Annotated in this window: 15 protein-coding genes; 1 reads left to right on the top strand and 14 read right to left on the bottom strand. The window is 39.4% G+C overall.

The window, feature by feature from the left end:
• Positions 1-8: 8 nt before the first annotated feature.
• The 4 genes from CEQ21_RS18245 to hemA form a co-directional block, all read right to left on the bottom strand.
• Positions 9-770: a uroporphyrinogen-III synthase gene (locus tag CEQ21_RS18245; RefSeq protein ID WP_235907400.1), complete on the bottom strand. Its 762-nt coding sequence runs from the start codon at positions 768-770 to the stop codon at positions 9-11.
• Positions 763-1,701 carry a hydroxymethylbilane synthase gene (gene hemC, locus CEQ21_RS18240; RefSeq protein ID WP_185765743.1) on the bottom strand — a complete coding sequence of 313 codons (939 nt, stop codon included), beginning with the start codon at positions 1,699-1,701 and terminating at the stop codon, positions 763-765. Before hemC ends, CEQ21_RS18245 begins: the two co-directional genes overlap by 8 nt.
• Positions 1,702-1,754: 53 nt before the next feature.
• Positions 1,755-2,579: a cytochrome C assembly family protein gene (locus CEQ21_RS18235; protein ID WP_185765742.1), complete on the bottom strand. Its 825-nt coding sequence runs from the start codon at positions 2,577-2,579 to the stop codon at positions 1,755-1,757.
• A 103-nt stretch (positions 2,580-2,682) separates the two neighbouring features.
• The gene (hemA, locus tag CEQ21_RS18230) at positions 2,683-4,023 is read right to left on the bottom strand and encodes a glutamyl-tRNA reductase (protein ID WP_185765741.1); all 1,341 of its coding nucleotides are present in this window, start codon (positions 4,021-4,023) and stop codon (positions 2,683-2,685) included.
• Between the two features lie 365 nt (positions 4,024-4,388).
• Here hemA and CEQ21_RS18225 point away from each other — a divergent pair, with 365 nt between their 5' ends.
• Complete coding sequence (locus CEQ21_RS18225) at positions 4,389-4,874, top strand: LiaI-LiaF-like domain-containing protein (RefSeq protein ID WP_185765740.1); 486 nt, start codon at positions 4,389-4,391, stop codon at positions 4,872-4,874.
• Between the two features lie 65 nt (positions 4,875-4,939).
• Here CEQ21_RS18225 and CEQ21_RS18220 read toward each other — a convergent pair whose 3' ends face one another.
• The 10 genes from CEQ21_RS18220 to leuB form a co-directional block, all read right to left on the bottom strand.
• Complete coding sequence (locus CEQ21_RS18220) at positions 4,940-6,547, bottom strand: ribonuclease J (RefSeq protein ID WP_235907398.1); 1,608 nt, start codon at positions 6,545-6,547, stop codon at positions 4,940-4,942.
• Positions 6,548-6,731: 184 nt separating this feature from the next.
• The gene (gene yihA / locus CEQ21_RS18215) at positions 6,732-7,319 is read right to left on the bottom strand and encodes a ribosome biogenesis GTP-binding protein YihA/YsxC (RefSeq protein ID WP_185765738.1); all 588 of its coding nucleotides are present in this window, start codon (positions 7,317-7,319) and stop codon (positions 6,732-6,734) included.
• Positions 7,316-9,643 (bottom strand): endopeptidase La, encoded by a 2,328-nt coding sequence (lon, locus tag CEQ21_RS18210; protein ID WP_185765737.1) that lies wholly within the window; start codon positions 9,641-9,643, stop codon positions 7,316-7,318. Before lon ends, yihA begins: the two co-directional genes overlap by 4 nt.
• A 441-nt stretch (positions 9,644-10,084) precedes the next feature.
• Positions 10,085-11,758: an ATP-dependent protease LonB gene (gene lonB / locus CEQ21_RS18205; RefSeq protein ID WP_185765736.1), complete on the bottom strand. Its 1,674-nt coding sequence runs from the start codon at positions 11,756-11,758 to the stop codon at positions 10,085-10,087.
• A gap of 187 nt (positions 11,759-11,945) precedes the next feature.
• On the bottom strand, positions 11,946-13,211 hold the full coding sequence (clpX, locus tag CEQ21_RS18200) for an ATP-dependent protease ATP-binding subunit ClpX (RefSeq protein ID WP_185765735.1): 1,266 nt from the start codon (positions 13,209-13,211) through the stop codon (positions 11,946-11,948).
• 368 nt (positions 13,212-13,579) lie between these two features.
• Positions 13,580-14,866: a trigger factor gene (gene tig / locus CEQ21_RS18195; protein ID WP_185765734.1), complete on the bottom strand. Its 1,287-nt coding sequence runs from the start codon at positions 14,864-14,866 to the stop codon at positions 13,580-13,582.
• A gap of 225 nt (positions 14,867-15,091) precedes the next feature.
• Positions 15,092-16,117, bottom strand: coding sequence for a tetratricopeptide repeat protein (locus CEQ21_RS18190; protein WP_185765733.1), 1,026 nt, complete (start codon positions 16,115-16,117; stop codon positions 15,092-15,094).
• 175 nt (positions 16,118-16,292) lie between these two features.
• Complete coding sequence (gene leuD / locus CEQ21_RS18185) at positions 16,293-16,895, bottom strand: 3-isopropylmalate dehydratase small subunit (RefSeq protein WP_185765732.1); 603 nt, start codon at positions 16,893-16,895, stop codon at positions 16,293-16,295.
• 17 nt (positions 16,896-16,912) lie between these two features.
• The gene (gene leuC / locus CEQ21_RS18180; RefSeq protein ID WP_185765731.1) at positions 16,913-18,319 is read right to left on the bottom strand and encodes a 3-isopropylmalate dehydratase large subunit; all 1,407 of its coding nucleotides are present in this window, start codon (positions 18,317-18,319) and stop codon (positions 16,913-16,915) included.
• 89 nt (positions 18,320-18,408) lie between these two features.
• A complete protein-coding gene (leuB, locus tag CEQ21_RS18175; RefSeq protein WP_185765730.1) occupies positions 18,409-19,506 on the bottom strand; it encodes a 3-isopropylmalate dehydrogenase in 1,098 nt (365 codons plus the stop codon).
• Positions 19,507-19,612: the final 106 nt, after the last annotated feature.

The following is a 19,612-nucleotide window of genomic DNA, read 5'->3' as shown; positions in this document are numbered from 1 at the left end:
GTTCTCCCCTATTCTTGTAAAAATTCAACTAATCGATCCAGCATACTATCTACTGTAAAATTGTCGGGATAAATATCAACATTTATACCATAATCGTTTAGCTTTTCCTTCGTTATTGGCCCAATACATGCGATTGTACAGGTCTTAACTGATTGTTGAAGCTTATATGTACGAACCACATCCATAAAATATTCCACTGTAGACGAGCTTGTAAACAGAAGCACATCCAATTGCTGCTCTCTTAACGCTTTGACTAACAGTGCTTCGCTCTGTTCAGGAAAATAGGTTTCATAGATGATTGCTTCCTCTGCGGCAATTCCAGCTTCCAATAACGAACTGTACAGTACATTTCTCGCCAAGCTTCCCTTGACTATAAGCACTTCCTCCTGGTTTGCCACTTCCTGCGAAAACTCTTCAGCAAACGTTTCGGCAACAAAGGAAGATGGAATGAATACTGCATTATAACCATAGTGTGCCAACGTTTCAGCAGTTTTGTCCCCAATGACAGCTATTTTAAGATGCTCTGGCGCTTTAAACTCCCAAGCTTGAAAAAAAGCATTCACTCCGTTACTGCTCGTAAACAAAAGCCAAGCAAATCCGCCTTCAAGAAGCTTTTCCTTGGTTTTTTCAGTCAAAGGCAGGCTGCGAAAGGCAAGCAGCGGAATTTCGACAGGCTTTCCTCCTAAAAGCTTAATCCTGTCAGAAAGGGCTGCTGCTTGTTTCCTCGCCCGCGGTATCAGAATGCTTTTTCCTTGCAGTGGGTTATGCATCAATAATGTTCTCATCTTTCAAGCTGTCTATCAATTTCTTTGCTCCTTGCTCTGTGAGCAGTTCAGCAGCCTGTTCACCAAGCTCTACTGGGTTTGTGCCTGTTAGCACCTCTTTATAAACTGTTTTGCCATCAGGGGAGGTTACAAGTGCTGTCAACGTAAGCTCTTGCTCACTCACCATTTGGGCAAACCCTGCAATTGGAACTTGGCAGCCGCCATCCATTTTGTTTAAGAAGGCTCTTTCCGCAAAAACAGTCTTCGTCGTTTCCTCTGACGACAGCTTGCTTAATAACTCCAGTACTTCCTTATCATCTTCTCTGCACTCAATGGATAATGCCCCTTGACCAACTGCCGGCAAACAAGTTTCAGGATCTAGGAATTCTGTAACAACATCACTTGTCCAGCCCATTCTTGCAAGTCCTGCTGCAGCGAGAATTATTGCATCATAATCTTCTGTTTCTAACTTCTTTAATCTCGTATCAATATTGCCACGAATCCATTTAATTTCCAAATCAGGTCTTACTGCTAATAGCTGTGCACCGCGTCTGAGACTGCTTGTCCCAATAACAGCACCTTCCTTTAAATCCTTCAATGGGATATGACCCTTGCTGATTAACGCATCACGGTGATCCTCCCTTTGTGGAATACACCCGATAATCAAACCTGATGGAAGTACAGCAGGCATGTCCTTCATACTGTGTACAGCAATATCAATTTCCTTATCAAGCATCGCTTGTTCAATCTCTTTCACAAATAGTCCTTTTCCGCCAACCTTAGATAATGTCACATCTAACACAACATCACCCTTTGTAACCATTTCCTTAATTTCAAATTCATAGGATGGGTCTAATTTTTTCAATTGATTAATAACCCATGTTGTTTGTGTAATAGCTAATTTACTTCGTCTTGAACCGACAATAATTTTTCGCATCAGTATGCCTCCTGCTTAAACTTTTAGCCGCATTTCGGCTTTATGTAGCATAATTACTTATAGTGAAACGTTGAAAAATTCCCTGCCAAAAAGAAATTAATCAGCAGTATTAAAAAACATGCAATATTGAAGTAAGCAATTCCTTTCCCTACTAGTTTATGCGTTACCCTTGCATATAAACAGCACCCGTAAATAAAAAGGACAAGAAAGGAACCAAGTATTTTTGGGTCATACCAGACAAAACCCGGTGCCTGAACACTGGCCCATTGAATGCCGAGAATGAGAGCTATCAGCAATAAAGGAACGCTGAATACGTTAAAAAGGTAAGCTATATTCTCCAATTTTGTTAAATCAGGAATCCGCCTCAGCCTTTTCCCCCAAATTTTCTTTTTCAACAGATTAAATTGAACACAGTATAATAGAGAAAAAATAAACGACAGCGAAAAACCGCCGTATGCAAGCAATGCTGCCGTAATATGAATGAGGAGCAGCTCAGAAATTACCTGTGTGGCAATCTCCGTCCCCTCTCGCATTGGCGCAAATGTATGTATGGCCATTATGATAAAACCGAGCACATTTGTAAAAAAGACGATAAAGTCTATTTTCAAAAGCTTGTTGATTAAAAGCGAGAAGGAAACAAGCACCCACGTGTAAAAGTACAGCCCCTCCATAATTGTCAACACAGGAAACCTCTTCGTATCCACCATATAAATAAGCAGAAAGGAGGTTTGCAAGAGCCAAACAAATGAAAGTAACCAGAAAGCTGCTCTATTGGCTTTCTGGTTATTATGCATAAAATCAAAAAAGTATAAGAGCACAGATATTGCATAAAGAATAATCGTAAATTCATGAAGTCTAGTTAAATAAGCATCTGTCATATATGTTTCCCCTTTAACAGTTAAAACCTTGAGAAAAAAATGTTGCTTCATATACTATAATGCCAAAACTCTTTTAAACAATCTAGCTTTAAGGTCTATTTTTTCAGCCTTGAAAGTTGGGCTGTAAAGAAGACACGACTTTTTTCTCTTCCTTCACAACTGTTGTTTGAGTTTGGACATCCTGCTCCAAGTTGAATATTTGCACGAATAGCTCCATTGCCTGTTCGCGATTCTCTGAAGAAGCAAGCTCTTTCGCATGAAGAATCGGATCCTTCAGCATTTGGTTAATGATGCTTTTCGTATGTTTGTTTAAGACTTTCTTATCACGGTCACTTAAATGCGGCAGCTTTCGTTCAATGCTTTTCATCGTTTCACCTTGAATCGCTAATGCTTTGTCACGAAGAGCTGAAATGACTGGTACGATTCCTAACAAATGAAGCCATTCGTTAAATTCGACTATTTCCTGTTCGATCATGAGCATAATTTTCGCTGCTTCTCTTTGACGCTCTTGCAGGTTTGCTTCTACTATGCCTTCTAAATCGTCAATATCATATAAGAACACACTATCTAATTCTGCAAGTGCAGGATCTAAATCTCGTGGTACAGCAATATCAACCATAAATAACGGTTTTCCTTTGCGAATCTTTTCCACTGTATTCATCATGCTTTTTGTAATTACAAAAGAACTAGCACCAGTTGAGCTGATAAGAATGTCAGCATCAATTAATGCGCATTGCAGCTCGCTCAGGGATTTCGCTTGACCTTCAAAACGTTCTGCCAAGCTTTGTGCCTTTTCAAATGTCCGGTTTATTACCGTTACATTTTTCGCTCCATTGCTGTACAGATTTTGAATAGCAAGCTCGCCCATTTTCCCTGCACCTAATATCAGCACATTTTTATTGTCTAATGTACCGAATATTTTTTTTGCTAATTCTACAGCAGCATAGCTGACAGAAACTGCGTTTGCTCCAATGTCTGTTTCTGTATGGGCTTTTTTAGCAAGTGTAACAGCTTGCTTAAATAATTGATTAAATACTGTTCCTGAAGATTCAATGGCTTGAGCCTCAAGGAAACTCGTACGAACCTGACCAAGAATTTGAGTTTCTCCTACGACCATAGAATTTAAACCGCATGCAACTTGAAAAAGATGGTTCATTGCTCCATCCTGTTCGTAAATAAATATATATGGACTGAATTCTGCTTGGTCAATCGCAAACCATTCAGATAGAAACTCTTTTATATAATAACGACCAGTGTGCAATTGGTCGACAACAGCATAAATTTCTGTACGATTACAAGTAGAAATGATGATATTTTCCAGAATGCTTTTTTTCTTTTGTAATTGACTCATTGCTTCCCCGAGTGCAGAAGAGTCAAATGTTAAACGTTCTCTAATTTCTACTGGGGCCGTTTTATAATTTAGTCCAACGACAACTATATGCATAAGTAATTGACACCCCCAAAGATTTCAATAAAAATCCGATTCTTTATTTATAATTATTCTAAACATGTATTTATTATAACAAAAAACAAGCGCAAATGTGCAACAAATATGACTATAATTGTGAACAAATTGTGAATTGATATGTTAACATATAGTATTATTGGCAAACTCAGTTTTATACTATCTTTAGTTACTAGTAATAGTGTATACATACATGCCAAAATTATCTATGAAAACAGCTGTTTTTTTGGAATTTATTTTGTTAAATGTACAGTTCTAAATAGCATATGCAATGCTATCCACTCAAGTACATTAACAAAGATATCATTTGGATTCAAGTTTGTATTACTGGAAACGGAGGAAATATGAAATCTCATAAATTATTTACTGGTGTTGCACTAGTAGGGTTTGGAATTTACTTTTTGCTTAAAGTGCTGAAGATAACTCCTTTTGAGTCTTTTTATTCCTGGCCGACCTTGCTTATCATCGTTGGATTAGCATTTCTGTTTCAGGGGTTTTTAGGCAAGGATTATAGCTCGATATTGCCTGGCGTGATTTTGACTGGTTTTGGCCTTCATTTTCATCTTGTCAATAAATTAGCCATTTGGCCAAATGATACAGGAACTTTTTTGCTGATTATCGCCTTAGGATTTATTCTCTTCCACCAAAAGGCAGGATCAGGGCTGATGAATGGTGTACTGTTTCTGCTTTTGGCGGGGTTTCTGCTGTTTTATGAAGATATTATCGACTCGATTACTTTTATACAAGTAGGGCAGGAAACACTTAAGTTTCTTACACCTCTGTTGTTTCTGCTTATCGGGGGGTATTTTTTGCTTTCTAAGCGGAAGTGAAGAATGGCTTACTGGATAAAAAAGAGAGACTTCTATAGCCTATCGCTGTAGGAGTCTCCTTTTTTTTATACTTCTATAATAATCGGTAAAATCATCGGTTTTCGTTTTGTTTGATGAAATATATACTGACCTGCTGCTTTTCTGACTTCTTGCTTAATTGCTCCCCACTGATTTCTGCCTCTTGCATCAACAGTGGAGACTGCTTCTTTAATTACGCGGTTTACGGAGCGAATCAGGTCTTCTGCGTCTCTAACGTAAACGAAGCCTCTTGAGATGGTATCTGGTTCTGCTATTAGTTTCTTTTCTTGCTTACTCATTGTCAGCACAATAACAAGCATGCCATCCTCTGAAAGCTGTTTACGGTCTCTCAATACAATTTCACCTACATCTCCTACTCCGATTCCGTCGATGTAGGTGTTGCCTGCATGAACTTTTCTTGTAAATCTAGCCTTTTCCGATTGAATGTCGACAACATCGCCATTGCCGATGATAAAGGTATTACCTGTTTCTACACCGACTGATTCGGCAAGATTGCGGTGCTGATTGAGCATCCTGTACTCACCGTGAATCGGAATAAAATATTTCGGCTTCATTAGTGTGAGCATTAATTTTAGATCCTCTTGATAGCCATGTCCAGATACGTGCATGCCTGACGTACTACCAGATCCGTAAATTACCTTCGCACCGATTGCAAAGAAATTATCAACAACACGAGATACATATCGCTCATTTCCCGGAATTGGACCAGCCGCAAAAATGACAGTATCACCGCGCAGAACTTCAGCTCCACGAAAATTCCCAGTCGATAATCTGGCAAGTGCTGCTAATGGTTCGCCTTGGCTGCCTGTACAAAGTATCGCTACTTTTTCAGGAGGGAAAAGCTCAATTTCGTCCTGATCAATAAGTAATCCCTCAGGTACCTGTAAATACCCCTTATCCATTGCTACCTCCACCACATTAAGCATACTTCTGCCAAGAAGCGCCAGCTTGCGATTCGTTTTCATTGCTGCATCGACTACTTGCTGTACCCTGTTAATATTCGATGCAAACGTTGACAAAATCACTTTCCTATCGGCTTTTTGAAATGCTTCGAGGATATGGTTTCCAACTAACTGCTCAGAAGGAGAAAGACCAGGCCGTTCTGCATTTGTGCTTTCAGATATAAGCAGCAGTACACCATCTGACCCAATTTGTGCCATTTTATGAATATCAGAGTTTTCCTTATTAGCAGGTGTTAAATCAAATTTAAAATCTCCTGTATGCACAATATTACCTTGTGGCGTGCGGAACACAATACCAACGCAATCAGGAATACTGTGATTCACCTTAAAAAACTCGGCTTTAATCTCACCAAATTGCAATTGTGACGTATTGTTAATTTCAATCATTTCCGTATCCCGAACAAGACCATGCTCCTTTAGCTTCAGCTCAATCAACCCAAGCGTAAATCTAGTTCCATAAACAGGGACATTCAATTGTTTGAGTAGGTACGGAATACCGCCGATATGGTCTTCATGTCCATGTGTGACAATTAATGCCTTTACCTTGTCTTTATTCTCTACTAAATAACTGATATCAGGGATAATCAAATCAATTCCATGCAAGCTTTCATCAGGAAATTTATTACCGCAGTCAATTGCTAATATTGTATCGTTATATTCTATTACATACATGTTTTTTCCTATCTCATTTAAACCACCGAGTGCAAATATGGATATCGGATTTCCATTCGTCACAAGAAAATTCCTCCTACTGCATGTTTTACTGTTAGCTTACCCGGAGGAAGGCTTTATTATTGCTGTCTTTTCTCGATAAACAAAAAAAAGCTGAATCAACAGTGATTCAGCTTTTTTTACTTTAGTTTTTCGCAAGATACTGTAGCAAGGACCAAACCTTGTCTTTTCCCTCACCTGTTTCACTTGAGAAAAGAATAAGGTGGTCGTCCTTACTAAGCTCTAACGTTTCCCTTGTGACCTTTAAATGCTTTTGCCATTGAGATTTTGAAATCTTGTCCGCCTTTGTGGCAATAATTACTGCTGGTATGCCATAATGCTTTAAAAATCCATACATCATAACATCGTCTTTAGTAGGTGCATGGCGTATATCTGTAATCAAGACGACAGCTTTAAGCTGTTCTCTTGATGTAAAATACGTTTCAATCATTCTGCCCCATGCTTCTCGCTCTTTTTTTGACACTTTTGCATATCCGTAACCAGGAACGTCAACAAAATGCAGGATTTCATTTATTAAATAAAAATTCAATGTCTGCGTTTTACCAGGCTTGGAGGAAATGCGGGCAAGAGCCTTTCTTCCAAGCATCTTATTGATGAACGAAGACTTCCCAACATTTGATCTTCCTGCTAACGCGAATTCCGGTAAATCTGTCTCCGGATATTGATGTGGCTTTACGGCACTTATTACTATTTCTGCACTATTTACTTTCAAGAATTTACACTTCCGTTCAGAGCATGTTTTAATACTTCGTCCACATGAGAAACAAGAATAAAGTTCAGTTCCTCGCGAACACTTTCTGGTATATCATCTAAATCTTTTTCATTATCCTTTGGTGCAATAATCGTTGTCAAGCCTGCACGATGTGCGCTCAGCGATTTTTCCTTCAGACCTCCGATTGGAAGAACCCTGCCGCGCAAGGTAACTTCGCCTGTCATGCCAACTTCTCTTTTAATCGGCTTGCCAGACAATGCAGATACAAGTGCTGTCACCATTGTAATACCTGCTGACGGACCATCCTTTGGAACTGCTCCTTCTGGTACATGAATATGAATATCAAATTTTTCATGGAATTTCGGGTCAATTTCAAGCTCCTCTGCCTTGGAGCGGATATAACTGAAAGCAGCCTGTGCTGATTCCTTCATTACATCTCCCAATTTCCCTGTTAATACAAGCTTCCCTTTTCCTGGTGCCAACGATACTTCTATTTGCAATGTATCCCCGCCAACAGTAGTGTAAGCAAGCCCTGTTGCAACACCGACTTGATCCTCCAGCTCAGCCTGACCATAGCGGAAGATGCGCTTACCAAGGAATTCCTCTACATTTTTGCTTGTCAGAATTACTTTTTTCTTTTCTTCTGATACAATCATTTTTGCCGTTTTACGGCAAATCGTGGCAATTTGACGTTCCAAGCTTCTAACTCCTGCTTCACGTGTATAATGGCGCACAATGCTTTGGATGGCATCTTCTCTTATTTGCAGCTGCCCCTTAGTTAAGCCGTGGTCTTTAATTTGCTTAAGCAACAGGTGGTCCTTGGCAATATGGATTTTCTCCAGCTCTGTATAGCCTGATATAGAGATAATCTCCATCCGATCACGAAGCGGTCCCGGAATTGTTGCCAAGTTATTGGCTGTTGCAATAAACATAACATTGGAAAGATCATAAGTTTCTTCAATATAATGATCACTGAAGTTGCTGTTTTGTTCTGGGTCCAAAACCTCAAGCATCGCTGAAGATGGGTCACCTCTAAAGTCATTGGACATTTTGTCGATTTCATCCAATAGGAATACAGGATTGATTGTACCTGCCTTTTTCATCCCTTGAATGATGCGCCCAGGCATCGCTCCTACATATGTTCTTCTATGTCCTCTTATTTCGGATTCATCTCTGACTCCGCCAAGGGAAATACGCACAAAGTTACGGTTAAGTGACTTCGCAATAGAACGTGCTAAGCTTGTTTTACCTACGCCTGGAGGTCCTGCAAGACAAAGAATTGGCCCTTTAAGCGAATTAGTTAAGCTTTGCACTGCTAAATACTCTAACACGCGCTCCTTAACCTTTTCAAGACCATAATGGTCCTGATCCAATATTTTTTCGGCCTTTTTGATATTCAAGTCATCCTCTGTAGCATTGCTCCATGGTAATGCCAGCAGCCAATCAATATAATTGCGGATAACAGAGCTCTCTGCAGATGTGGTAGGAATCTTCTCGTAACGATCCAGCTCCTTTAAGGCAGTGGTTTTAACATGCTCCGGCATTCCTGCTTGTTCGATTTTTTCAGCAAGCGTGCTTATTTCTCCGCTTTTACCGTCTTTATCACCAAGCTCTTTTTGGATTGCTTTCATTTGTTCACGCAAGTAATATTCCTTTTGCGTTCTTTCCATCGACTTTTTAACACGCTGCCCAATCTTTTTCTCTAAGCTTAAGACTTCTTTTTCATTATGAATAATGTCAATCACTTGATTCATACGTTGCTTGTTATCTAAAGTTTCCAGAATTTTCTGCTTTTCCTTTAGCTTTATCGGCAGATGTGATGCAATAATATCCGCCATGCGTCCTGGCTCTTCCATATCAGAAACTGTAGCATACGTTTCATTAGAGATTTTTTTGGAGATCTTTATGTATTGCTCAAAATATTGAAGCATAGTTCTCATTAAAGCTTCATCTTCAACATCCTTTGAAGTATCCTCTTCCATTACTTCAAGTGTTGCGGCATAATAGCCTTCTTCTTCTGTCAATTCAATAAATTTGGCTCTTTTCAGCCCTTCCACCAATACGCGGATCGTGCCGTTCGGAAGCTTCAGCATCTGCTTAACTTTAGTCAAAGTCCCGATTTTGTACAATTCTTCCTCAGCAGGATCATCAATATCAATATCTTTTTGCATTGTTAGAAAAATCAGATGGTCATCAACCATTGCTTTTTCAAGTGCCTGCACCGATTTTTCTCTACCAACATCCAAGTGTAATACCATTGTTGGATAAACAAGTAATCCTCGTAGCGGCAGGAGGGGTACTAATGTATTCTTTTTTTCCTCCATGACGTTGCACCTCCAGCATCGCATTTCATACTTTGTACAATTCTATCCTATTTAGGAAAAAGTGTCTATTAACTAGGGTTATTATAGAGAAAAAGGAATTAGAACTAATTGACTCCCTAATTATTCACTTATGAATTGCAAGCATTTATACGATGTTCCTTTATTCTTATTGAGACCATGTATTTATTCGAGTTGTTTTGCTTATATTCTTTCTTTTATCCCATAATGTTATTATTTTAACAAATGGCCTGTATTATGTCCTCTTTCTGCAAAAGAATTAACATCCTGTTCTAGCCTACATTATAAATCATCTTAGCCATCTTATAAATGAATTGACATTCAAGGATATACATTTTCTTTTTTATAATGAAAAAAGCTCTACAGCAGAATAGCTGGCATTTATATGCCAGCATCTGCGTGCAGGGCTTGCTTCGTTGTTTTTTATACACTTTCTTTTTTAGATATTTCGATGGAGGCTGGTATTGCTTCTCCATTTGCTTGTCCTTCCTTCAACAAAGCAAGGTCTAATACTTGCTGGAAGGATGATACTGGAATAATAGTGATTCCAGTGATTTCTTGTAAAACAGACTGCATATTTTCCTCTGGAATAATCACTCTCTCTACTCCAGCCTTTTGAGCTGCTTTCACCTTTGCAAACACGCCGCCGACAGGTTTCACCTTGCCATGAATACTTATTTCACCAGTCATAGCTACCTTTCTGTCAATCGGTTGATTGTAAATGGCCGAATAAATGCCTGAGGCCATGGAGATACCTGCAGAAGGTCCATCAATTGGTACACCGCCAGGAAAATTGACATGGATGTCAAATTGATCTGCTGGAACACCCATAGACCGAAGCACTGTAATGACATTTTCGATTGAACCCTTTGCCATACTTTTTCTTCTGATTGACTTTCCTTGACCACCAATACTTTCTTCTTCCACAATTCCGGTAATATTGATAGAGCCTTTATCCTTTTCAGCAGGAATGGCAGTAACTTCAATTTCAAGAAGTGCGCCCATATTCGGACCATGCACGGCAAGTCCATTCACTATTCCCACTTGCGATTCATCATTAATTTTCCGTTCCATCCTTGGAGAGAGCTGGCTTGAATGAATAACCCATTCTAATTCATCATTTTTTATATATGTACGGTCTTCGCTTATGGCCAGCCCTGCTGATATTTGTACGATATTAACAGCTTCTCGTCCGTTGCGTGCATATTCAGCAAGCGTGTTTAAGCTTTGTTCACTAATATCCAAGCGAACCTTATCAGCAGCCTTTTTCCCTATTTTCACTACTTCATCTGCTGTTAATTCACGGAAAAAGACCTCCATACATCTTGAACGAATGGCTGGCGGAATTTCGTTTGGTGTCCTAGTTGTAGCACCAATTAGCCTGAAATCTGCTGGCAGTCCGTTCTGGAATATGTCGTGGATATGTGTTGGAATTTGCGTGTTTTCCTCATTATAATAAGCACTTTCGAGAAATACCTTCCTATCCTCCAAGACCTTAAGCAGCTTGTTCATTTGTGTTGGGTGAAGTTCACCAATTTCATCAATAAAAAGTACTCCACCGTGTGCATTTGTGACAGCGCCTTGTTTAGGCTGTGGAATACCTGCCTGTCCCATTGCACCTGCACCTTGGTAAATTGGGTCATGAACGGAGCCAATCAGAGGATCAGCAATACCTCTTTCATCAAATCTCGCTGTTGTTGCATCAAGCTCCACAAATACTGAAGTTTTTTTGAAGGGTGATTTTGAATTCCTTTTTGACTCTTCCAATACTAGTCTCGCTGCAGCTGTCTTTCCAACTCCAGGCGGCCCGTATATGATGACGTGCTGAGGATTAGGACCACAAAGGGCTGCCTTTAATGCCTTTATGCCATCCTCTTGTCCAACTATATCTTCAAAGCTTGTTGGTCTGACCTTTTCGGATAGTGGTGCAGTCAAAGAGATAGAACGCATTTTTTTCAGTTGATCCATTTCTTTTTTTGATTCCCGATCAATTGATACTTTTTGCGTTCTTTGACTTTTTAAAAGGTTCCAAAAATACAGGCCAATTATAATGCCAAAGAATAGTTGTACAAATAAAGCAATCTCTGTCCAACTCATATTATTACCTCCTGAATTATATCTTGCTGATAGAAAGTAGTATCTCCTTCCTAGAGTTGGAATAAACAATATTTCATGGAAAAATCATGGAATGTTTTAGGATTTTGTATTTACCTTTAACTTAAGGGACAAAAACAAAGGGCTGGAATCAATATGATTCCAGCCCTAATTATGAAGCTAACTGTTGTTATGCAGATGTTTTCGTTTCTTTATCGACAACTGTCCCATCTTCTAAAACAAGCTTTGGAGCAGCGTTATCCGCGACTGTTTCTTTTGTGATAATGCATTTAACGATATCTTCACGTGAAGGAAGATCAAACATTACATCAAGCATAATGCCCTCAATGATAGAACGAAGTCCACGAGCACCTGTTTTTCTTTCAATTGCTTTTTTAGCAATTTCCCTTAATGCATCGTCTTCAAATTCCAATTCCACATTATCAAGCTCAAGCATTTTTTTGTACTGTTTGGCTAAAGCATTTTTCGGCTTTGTCAAAATTTCAATCAGCGCTTCTTCATCAAGCTGTCCTAAGCTTGAAATAACTGGAAGACGACCGATGAATTCTGGGATTAGTCCAAAACGAAGCAAGTCTTCTGGAAGGACTTTTGCAAGCAAGTCTTTATCTTCCACTTCTTCTACTTTTGTTTCTCCGCCAAATCCAATTACCTTTTGACCAAGACGTCTTTTGATAATCGGTTCAATTCCGTCAAAAGCACCACCGCAAATGAAGAGAATATTTGTTGTATCAATTTGGATAAATTCCTGATGCGGGTGTTTTCTTCCTCCTTGTGGCGGAACACTTGCAACAGTCCCTTCAAGGATTTTCAGCAATGCTTGCTGTACACCTTCACCAGATACATCTCTTGTGATAGACGGATTTTCTGATTTACGTGCCACTTTATCGATTTCATCGATATAAATGATACCTTTTTCCGCTTTTTCCACATCATAGTCAGCAGATTGAATTAACTTCAAGAGAATGTTCTCTACATCCTCACCAACATAACCTGCTTCAGTCAATGAAGTAGCATCAGCAATTGCGAAAGGAACATTCAGTATTCTAGCAAGTGTTTGTGCCAATAGCGTTTTACCGCTTCCTGTTGGTCCAATCATGGCAATATTACTCTTCGACAATTCTACATCATCGATCTTACTGTTTGAATTGATGCGTTTATAGTGATTATAAACGGCTACAGACAAGGATTTTTTTGCTTGCTCCTGCCCGATAACATATTCATTAAGTATATCGCGGATTTCTGCCGGCTTTGGAACATCCTTGAATTCCACTTCTTCTTCTGTGCCAAGCTCCTCTTCGACTATCTCTGTACATAATTCAATACATTCATCACATATGTACACGCCAGGTCCTGCAACAAGCTTGCGGACTTGATCTTGAGTTTTACCACAGAAGGAGCATTTTAATTGACCTTTTTCATCATTAAATTTAAACATATGTTCACCCCTTAAGTACTCTTATATATATGTTTTACCGCACGGATTAAAAAGTTAATCATCTATTTATCTTTTTTTTTTACAACAGTTATGTATTGCATTGTACCATATTGGTGTTTGTACAGGAAATGATACAACTTGGAAAACTATTTCCGAATAATCCTATCGCGGTAAAACGTAAGTGCTTCTATTAAGCATAACCAGTTTTGCCTGCTTTAAGTCTGGTTATGCCACTCTTTTTATATGTATGAATTCCTGTACAAGAAAAAAAGGGACATCTAGCTCTTTAAATCTTATTATATGTTGGTAATCGCTAATATAAAACTAAGGCACGATACTTCGCGCCTTAGTTATTTTGCTTACTTCTATTATGCAACAGTTTTGCTGTTTTCTACAAGGAAATCGATTGCTTTTCTGATTTTAAGATCCATTTGTAGGTTTTCAACGCCACCAAGTGCTTGTTTAATAGCATCTATGCCCATGTTGTACATTTCTGCCATTTTGTCTAGCTCAGCAGTAACTTCTTCTTCAGAAACTGTGATGTTTTCTGCATTTACGATTGCTTCAAGAGTCAAGTTAACGCGAACACGTTGTGCTGCATCTTCTTGCATTTGCTCTTTAAGAGCTGCTTCATCTTGACCAGAGAACTGGAAGTAAAGCTCAAGGTTCATACCTTGCATTTGCAAGCGTTGTTCGAATTCGTTCATCATACGATCGATTTCTGTGTCAACCATTGCAGATGGAACATCGATTGTAGCGTTAGCAGCAGCTTTTTCTACTACTGTGTCACGAACAGCATGTTCTGCTTGGTGTTTTCTGTCTGCTTCAAGACGAGTTTTGATTTTTTCTTTAAGATCTGCCAATGTTTCTGCTTCAGCATCAACATCTTTAGCAAATTCATCATCTAATTCAGGAAGTTCTTTCCCTTTAATTTCTTGAACTGTAACTTTGAATGTAGCAGGCTTTCCAGCTAGCTCAGCAGCATGGTATTCCTCTGGGAATGATACTTCTACTTCTTTGTTTTCTCCAGTAGCAAGACCAACTAATTGCTCTTCGAATCCTGGAATGAATTGTCCTGAACCAAGTTCAAGAGAGAAGTTTTCAGCAGTTCCGCCTTCAAAAGCAACTCCATCTTGGAAACCTTCGAAGTCGATAACAACTGTATCGCCTAATTCAGCTTTACCTTCTTCTTTAACAACTAATTCAGCTTGTTTTTCTTGCAATGCTTTAATTTCTGCATCTACATCTTCGTCTGTAACATTTGTGTCAACAGCTTCTACTTCAAGGCCTTTGTAATCGCCTAAAGTAACTTCTGGTTTAACAGTTACAGTTGCTTTAAAGATAACTGGTTTTCCTTTTTCGATTTGCTCAACATCGATTTCAGGACGATCAACTGGCTCAATGCCTGCTTCGTCGATTGCGTTAGCATATGCTTCTGGCAATAGAATATCGATTGCATCTTGGTATAAAGATTCGATACCAAAGCGTTGTTCGAACATTCCACGAGGAATTTTCCCTTTACGGAATCCAGGAATATTAACTTGCTTAACTACTTTTTTGAATGCAAGGTCTAAACCTTCGTTTAACTTTTCAGCATCCAATTCAATTGTAAGAACACCACGGTTCCCTTCTAATGCTTCCCATTTTGCTGACATAACTATATTTCCCTCCAACAATCTATTCTACTTTTCAATACTTCTAACAGTTGTTTAGATAGTACTTTTATTTTAATAGAGAATATTGATAGTGACATCACCAATTACGGCAGATGTCAGCTCTATATAACTAAAAGCAGGTATCTACTAATGTTATACACGCTCGCATTTTACGAATGCAACCATTACATTATATCATACGTTCAAGTTGTTTCAACATCCAAGCTACATATTAGGATAAGAAATTTCCTCTAGACTAGCAATAATCGCCTTTGCTGTCTCTATTTCGCTATCAGAAAGGTGATAAAGCTCACCTAATCCCTCGCCCATTTGATCATACATACCATAGTAATCCTGTACAATAGAATGGTAGGCAGCAGCCCAAATACCACTGTTCTTCCCATCCAATGTAAATGGATAAAGCAGAAAGAAATGGCGTTCCAAAAGGGCTACAATGTTCTCGAGCAAGACAGGGTTCTGGTGCTCCAGCTTTTCTTTCAAAATAGCTGTAATTTCAACCGATTGCTCCTGAAGCCGTACATCCTTTAAGGTATGGGGAACAACGGTCATCTCCCTGTCCATTTTCCTGACGAGTATTTGTTGTTCATACTCTTGCTCTTTTAAAATATTTAAAAGCATTGACTGGAAAAACGGGTTTGCCTGCGGATTTCCTATGTATTCCTTTATTTCATCTATGTATTGCCGCACATTTGCCTTTTCTAGCTTTGCAGCAAGCAGCAGCATTTCATTTTGATCTTGAATGGAAGCCAAATCAAGACCACTTTCTCCAAAGTCTTCAGCAGCATACTCCTCTTCTGACGCGCCACTTAATGCAGCCATTTTCCTGCTGAATTCAAGCAGCTTAGAAAAATGCTCTATTTTCCCTGCTGGAATATGCTTGTCCTCAAGGAGTACTTCGATCGTTGTCGCAATCTCCTCATATTCATGGAGTTGAACAAGAATCATCATATACAAATCAAGAACTTGAAGATAATCTCCTTGACCTTCCTCCAGCATGCTTTTGGCCATTTTTTTTGATTCCTGGAGCATTCCAAGCTCATAATAGCTTAGGACGAGCCCTGTTTTAATCTCACTGTTATCAGGATTAACTTCTATTGCTTTCTCAAAGCAGGAAACTGCCTCCTGAAAATTTTTAGCCTGGACGGCCTCCAAGCCCTTTTCTAAGTATCTTTGGTCTAAGTCAGGGAAAAGGATGATATTGCCCTTTTTGGTCAAATCCCGTTTTTTCATGTCATACACCCTAATTATTCTATTTTTTGCTAGTTTAGCACGGTTGGTGTTTTTATTGCAACATTGCTAAATATTCCTAAAAAAGAAAAAGGAGCTTCCTTCCGTATCATGCTTTGTGGTCCAGCTTTTCCCTGCACATTCCAAGCATTTCACGGTTCGAAAACCCTCTTCTTTATTATTTCACTAATGCAAATGTATTGATATTATTTTCAAATTCTTGAATACTATCCTCATATTGCATAGTAATTTGGATTTCATCCCATCCGTTCACAAGCATTTTTTTCCAATATGGATGGATTGTAAAATTTACAGAAAAGCCACTTTCATCCTCTACCTTTTCTTCCTCTAAATTAATATGAAGTTGATAAGGCTGTGCTTTAGCTGCCTTTAACAAATATTCAACATCATTAGCCTCGAGAACAATCGGAAGCATGCCATTTTTTAAGCAATTTTGATAAAAGATATCAGCGAAGGATGGTGCTATAACAGCTTGAAAACCATAGTCATTTAAGGCCCAAGGAGCGTGCTCTCTTGATGAACCACAGCCGAAGTTCTTGTTTGCAATCAAAATATTCGCACCTTGATTTTCTGGAAAATTCAATTCAAACTCCGGATTAAGCTCACCATTTTCTTTATATCGCCAATCATAAAATGCAAAGCGTCCAAATCCTGTTTTTTCAATTCTTTTCAAAAATTGTTTAGGGATGATCTGATCTGTGTCCACATTTACACGATCCATCGCCACAGCCTTTCCGGCCAATTTCTTAAAACCGCCCATGGGACGTTCCCTCCTTTTTATACAAGCTCTGCTACATTTCCTTTTCGTATATCAACAAAGTGACCATTAAGCGCCGCTGCTGCTGCCATTGCCGGGCTGACTAAGTGTGTTCTGGCACCTGCCCCTTGTCTGCCTTCAAAGTTGCGGTTTGAAGTGGATGCACAATGTTCTCCGCTTGGAACAACATCATTATTCATGCTCAGGCACATGCTGCAGCCCGCATCTCTCCACTCGAAGCCTGCTTCGGTAAATAATTTATCAAGCCCTTCTTCTTCTGCTTTCATTTTCACCTGCTGGGACCCTGGAACAACTAATGCACGTACACCTGGATGCACCCTTTGCCCGCTAATAACACTTGCAGCCTGTCGCAAATCTTCTATTCTAGAATTTGTACAAGAACCTATAAAGACATGCTGAATGGCGATATCTTTAATTTGCTGTCCTTCCTTAAGACCCATATATTGCAGGGCACTCTTTAAGGCACGACGATCTGTTTCGTCCGCAAAATCACCTTCAGTTGGAATACTGTCATCCACCTTGGCTGTCATGGATGGATTTGTTCCCCAGCTGACCATTGGTGCAATGTCATTGCCGTCTATTTCGATTACTTTATCATAGACAGCATCCTCATCTGATACAATTTCTTCCCATGCTTTAACAGCTTCCTCAAAGTTTTCAGGAGCATATTTTCTGCCGCGCATATAGCTGAACGTCGTTTCATCTGGACAGACAAGCCCGGCTCTAGCGCCACCTTCAATGGACATATTGCAGATTGTCATTCTCTCTTCCATGCTCAATTGTTTGATGACGTCGCCAGTGTATTCAATAACATGACCTGTTCCAAAATTGACACCATACTTGGAAAGCACATACAAGATAACATCCTTAGCGTTAACACCCATTGCTAACTTACCGTTCACTTCTATTTTTAATGTTTTTGGTTTTGTTTGCCACAAAGTTTGTGTTGCTAATACATGCTCAACCTCACTTGTGCCAATTCCAAACGCCAATGCACCAAAAGCACCATGTGTCGATGTATGGCTGTCACCGCAAACGATTGTTTTTCCAGGCTGTGTTAATCCCAATTCCGGACCAATGACATGGACAATCCCTTGTTCTGGGCTTTCCAAATTTGCCAATGGGACATTAAACTCAAGACAGTTTTTTTCTAATGTTGTCATTTGATTTAAAGCTACTTCATCATCCACTTGAAAGCGATTGATTGTCGGGACATTATGATCCATTGTTGCAAAGGTACGATCTGGACGGCGGACCTTACGATTTTTCATTCTTAGCCCAGAAAATGCTTGTGGGGATGTCACTTCATGCACTAGATGAAGATCGATGTACAGGAGATCCGGCTTTCCCTCTTCGCGATGAACAATATGCTTTTCCCAGATTTTTTCAATAATGGATTTCCCCATTATGGTCCTCCCCTTTCTTTTGTCTTTTTTCTTCTATTCTTATCTATCCTATTTATCCATCCAATTTTCTTTCGTTTTCTCTCTATTTATCATGCTTCTACTGTTTCAAGTACCGTCATCATTTCAGCTTTAACTTGCTCGACCATTTGTGAAGTAGTAAGCAATGTAGTATCCGCAGACAGGATATCCTTTGTTCGATAGCCTTTATTTAAAACTGCATCAACTGCATTTTCTATTAATTGAGCTTCCTGTTCCATCTCAAAGGATAGACGAAGCATCATTGCTGCAGACAGAATAGTTGCCAGCGGATTGGCAATATTTTGTCCAGCAATATCTGGAGCTGAACCGTGTATTGGTTCATAAAGCGATGGACCGTCTTCAGAAATACTTGCTGAAGCGAGCATCCCAAGCGATCCTGTCAACACACTTGCCTCATCACTTAAGATATCACCAAACATGTTTTCAGTTACAACCACATCAAACTGTCTTGGATTGCTGATAAGCTGCATTGCCGCATTATCGACAAGCATATGCTCGAGTTTAACTTCCGGATATTGCACAGCCATCTCCGTAGCACATTCTCTCCACAGTCTGCTTGATTCCAATACATTCGCCTTATCGACAGAAGTTACTTTCTTTGATCTAGTTTTGGCGATTTCAAATGCTTTTTTCAAAACGATGTTGATTTCTTCTTTTGTATATAGAAGTGTATCAACAGCTCCAGCCTTTCCGCCAATTGTCGTTCTTTCACTTGGTGTGCCGAAGTAAATGCCGCCTGTCAGCTCTCTAACCATCATTAAATCAACATTTTCAATAACTTCTTGGCGCAACGGAGACGCAGGTGCCAAGCTTGGAAAATATTTAGTTGGCCTTAAGTTTGCAAAAAGGTTAAGCTCTTTCCTGATGCGAAGCAGCCCTTGTTCAGGTCTTGATGAAACAGGCAGAGTATCCCATTTCGGTCCACCAACTGCGCCAAGCATAATCGCGTCACTCGATTTGCATAATGCAATCGTTTTGTCTGATAAAGGTGTTCCTTCCTTATCAAAGGCAGATCCGCCGATATTTGCATAATTATATTCAAAAGAGTGGCCAAATTTTGCTTCAATTACCTGCAATACATCGATTGCACCTTTAATGATTTCTGGACCGATGCCATCTCCAGGCAATACGGCAATTTTTTTCTCCATTTGCTAATGACCTCCATGCTCATCTGTAAAGTCAGTGATTGCTTTTTTTTTAGAGAACGGCCCAGGATTTAACTCCTGCACCGTCCTTTTTACTGCTTATAAGATA

The organism is Niallia circulans (assembly GCF_007273535.1).
In the GTDB taxonomy this organism is placed as follows: domain Bacteria; phylum Bacillota; class Bacilli; order Bacillales; family Cytobacillaceae; genus Niallia; species Niallia circulans_B.
This window is presented reverse-complemented; position numbering and strand designations above follow the sequence as displayed.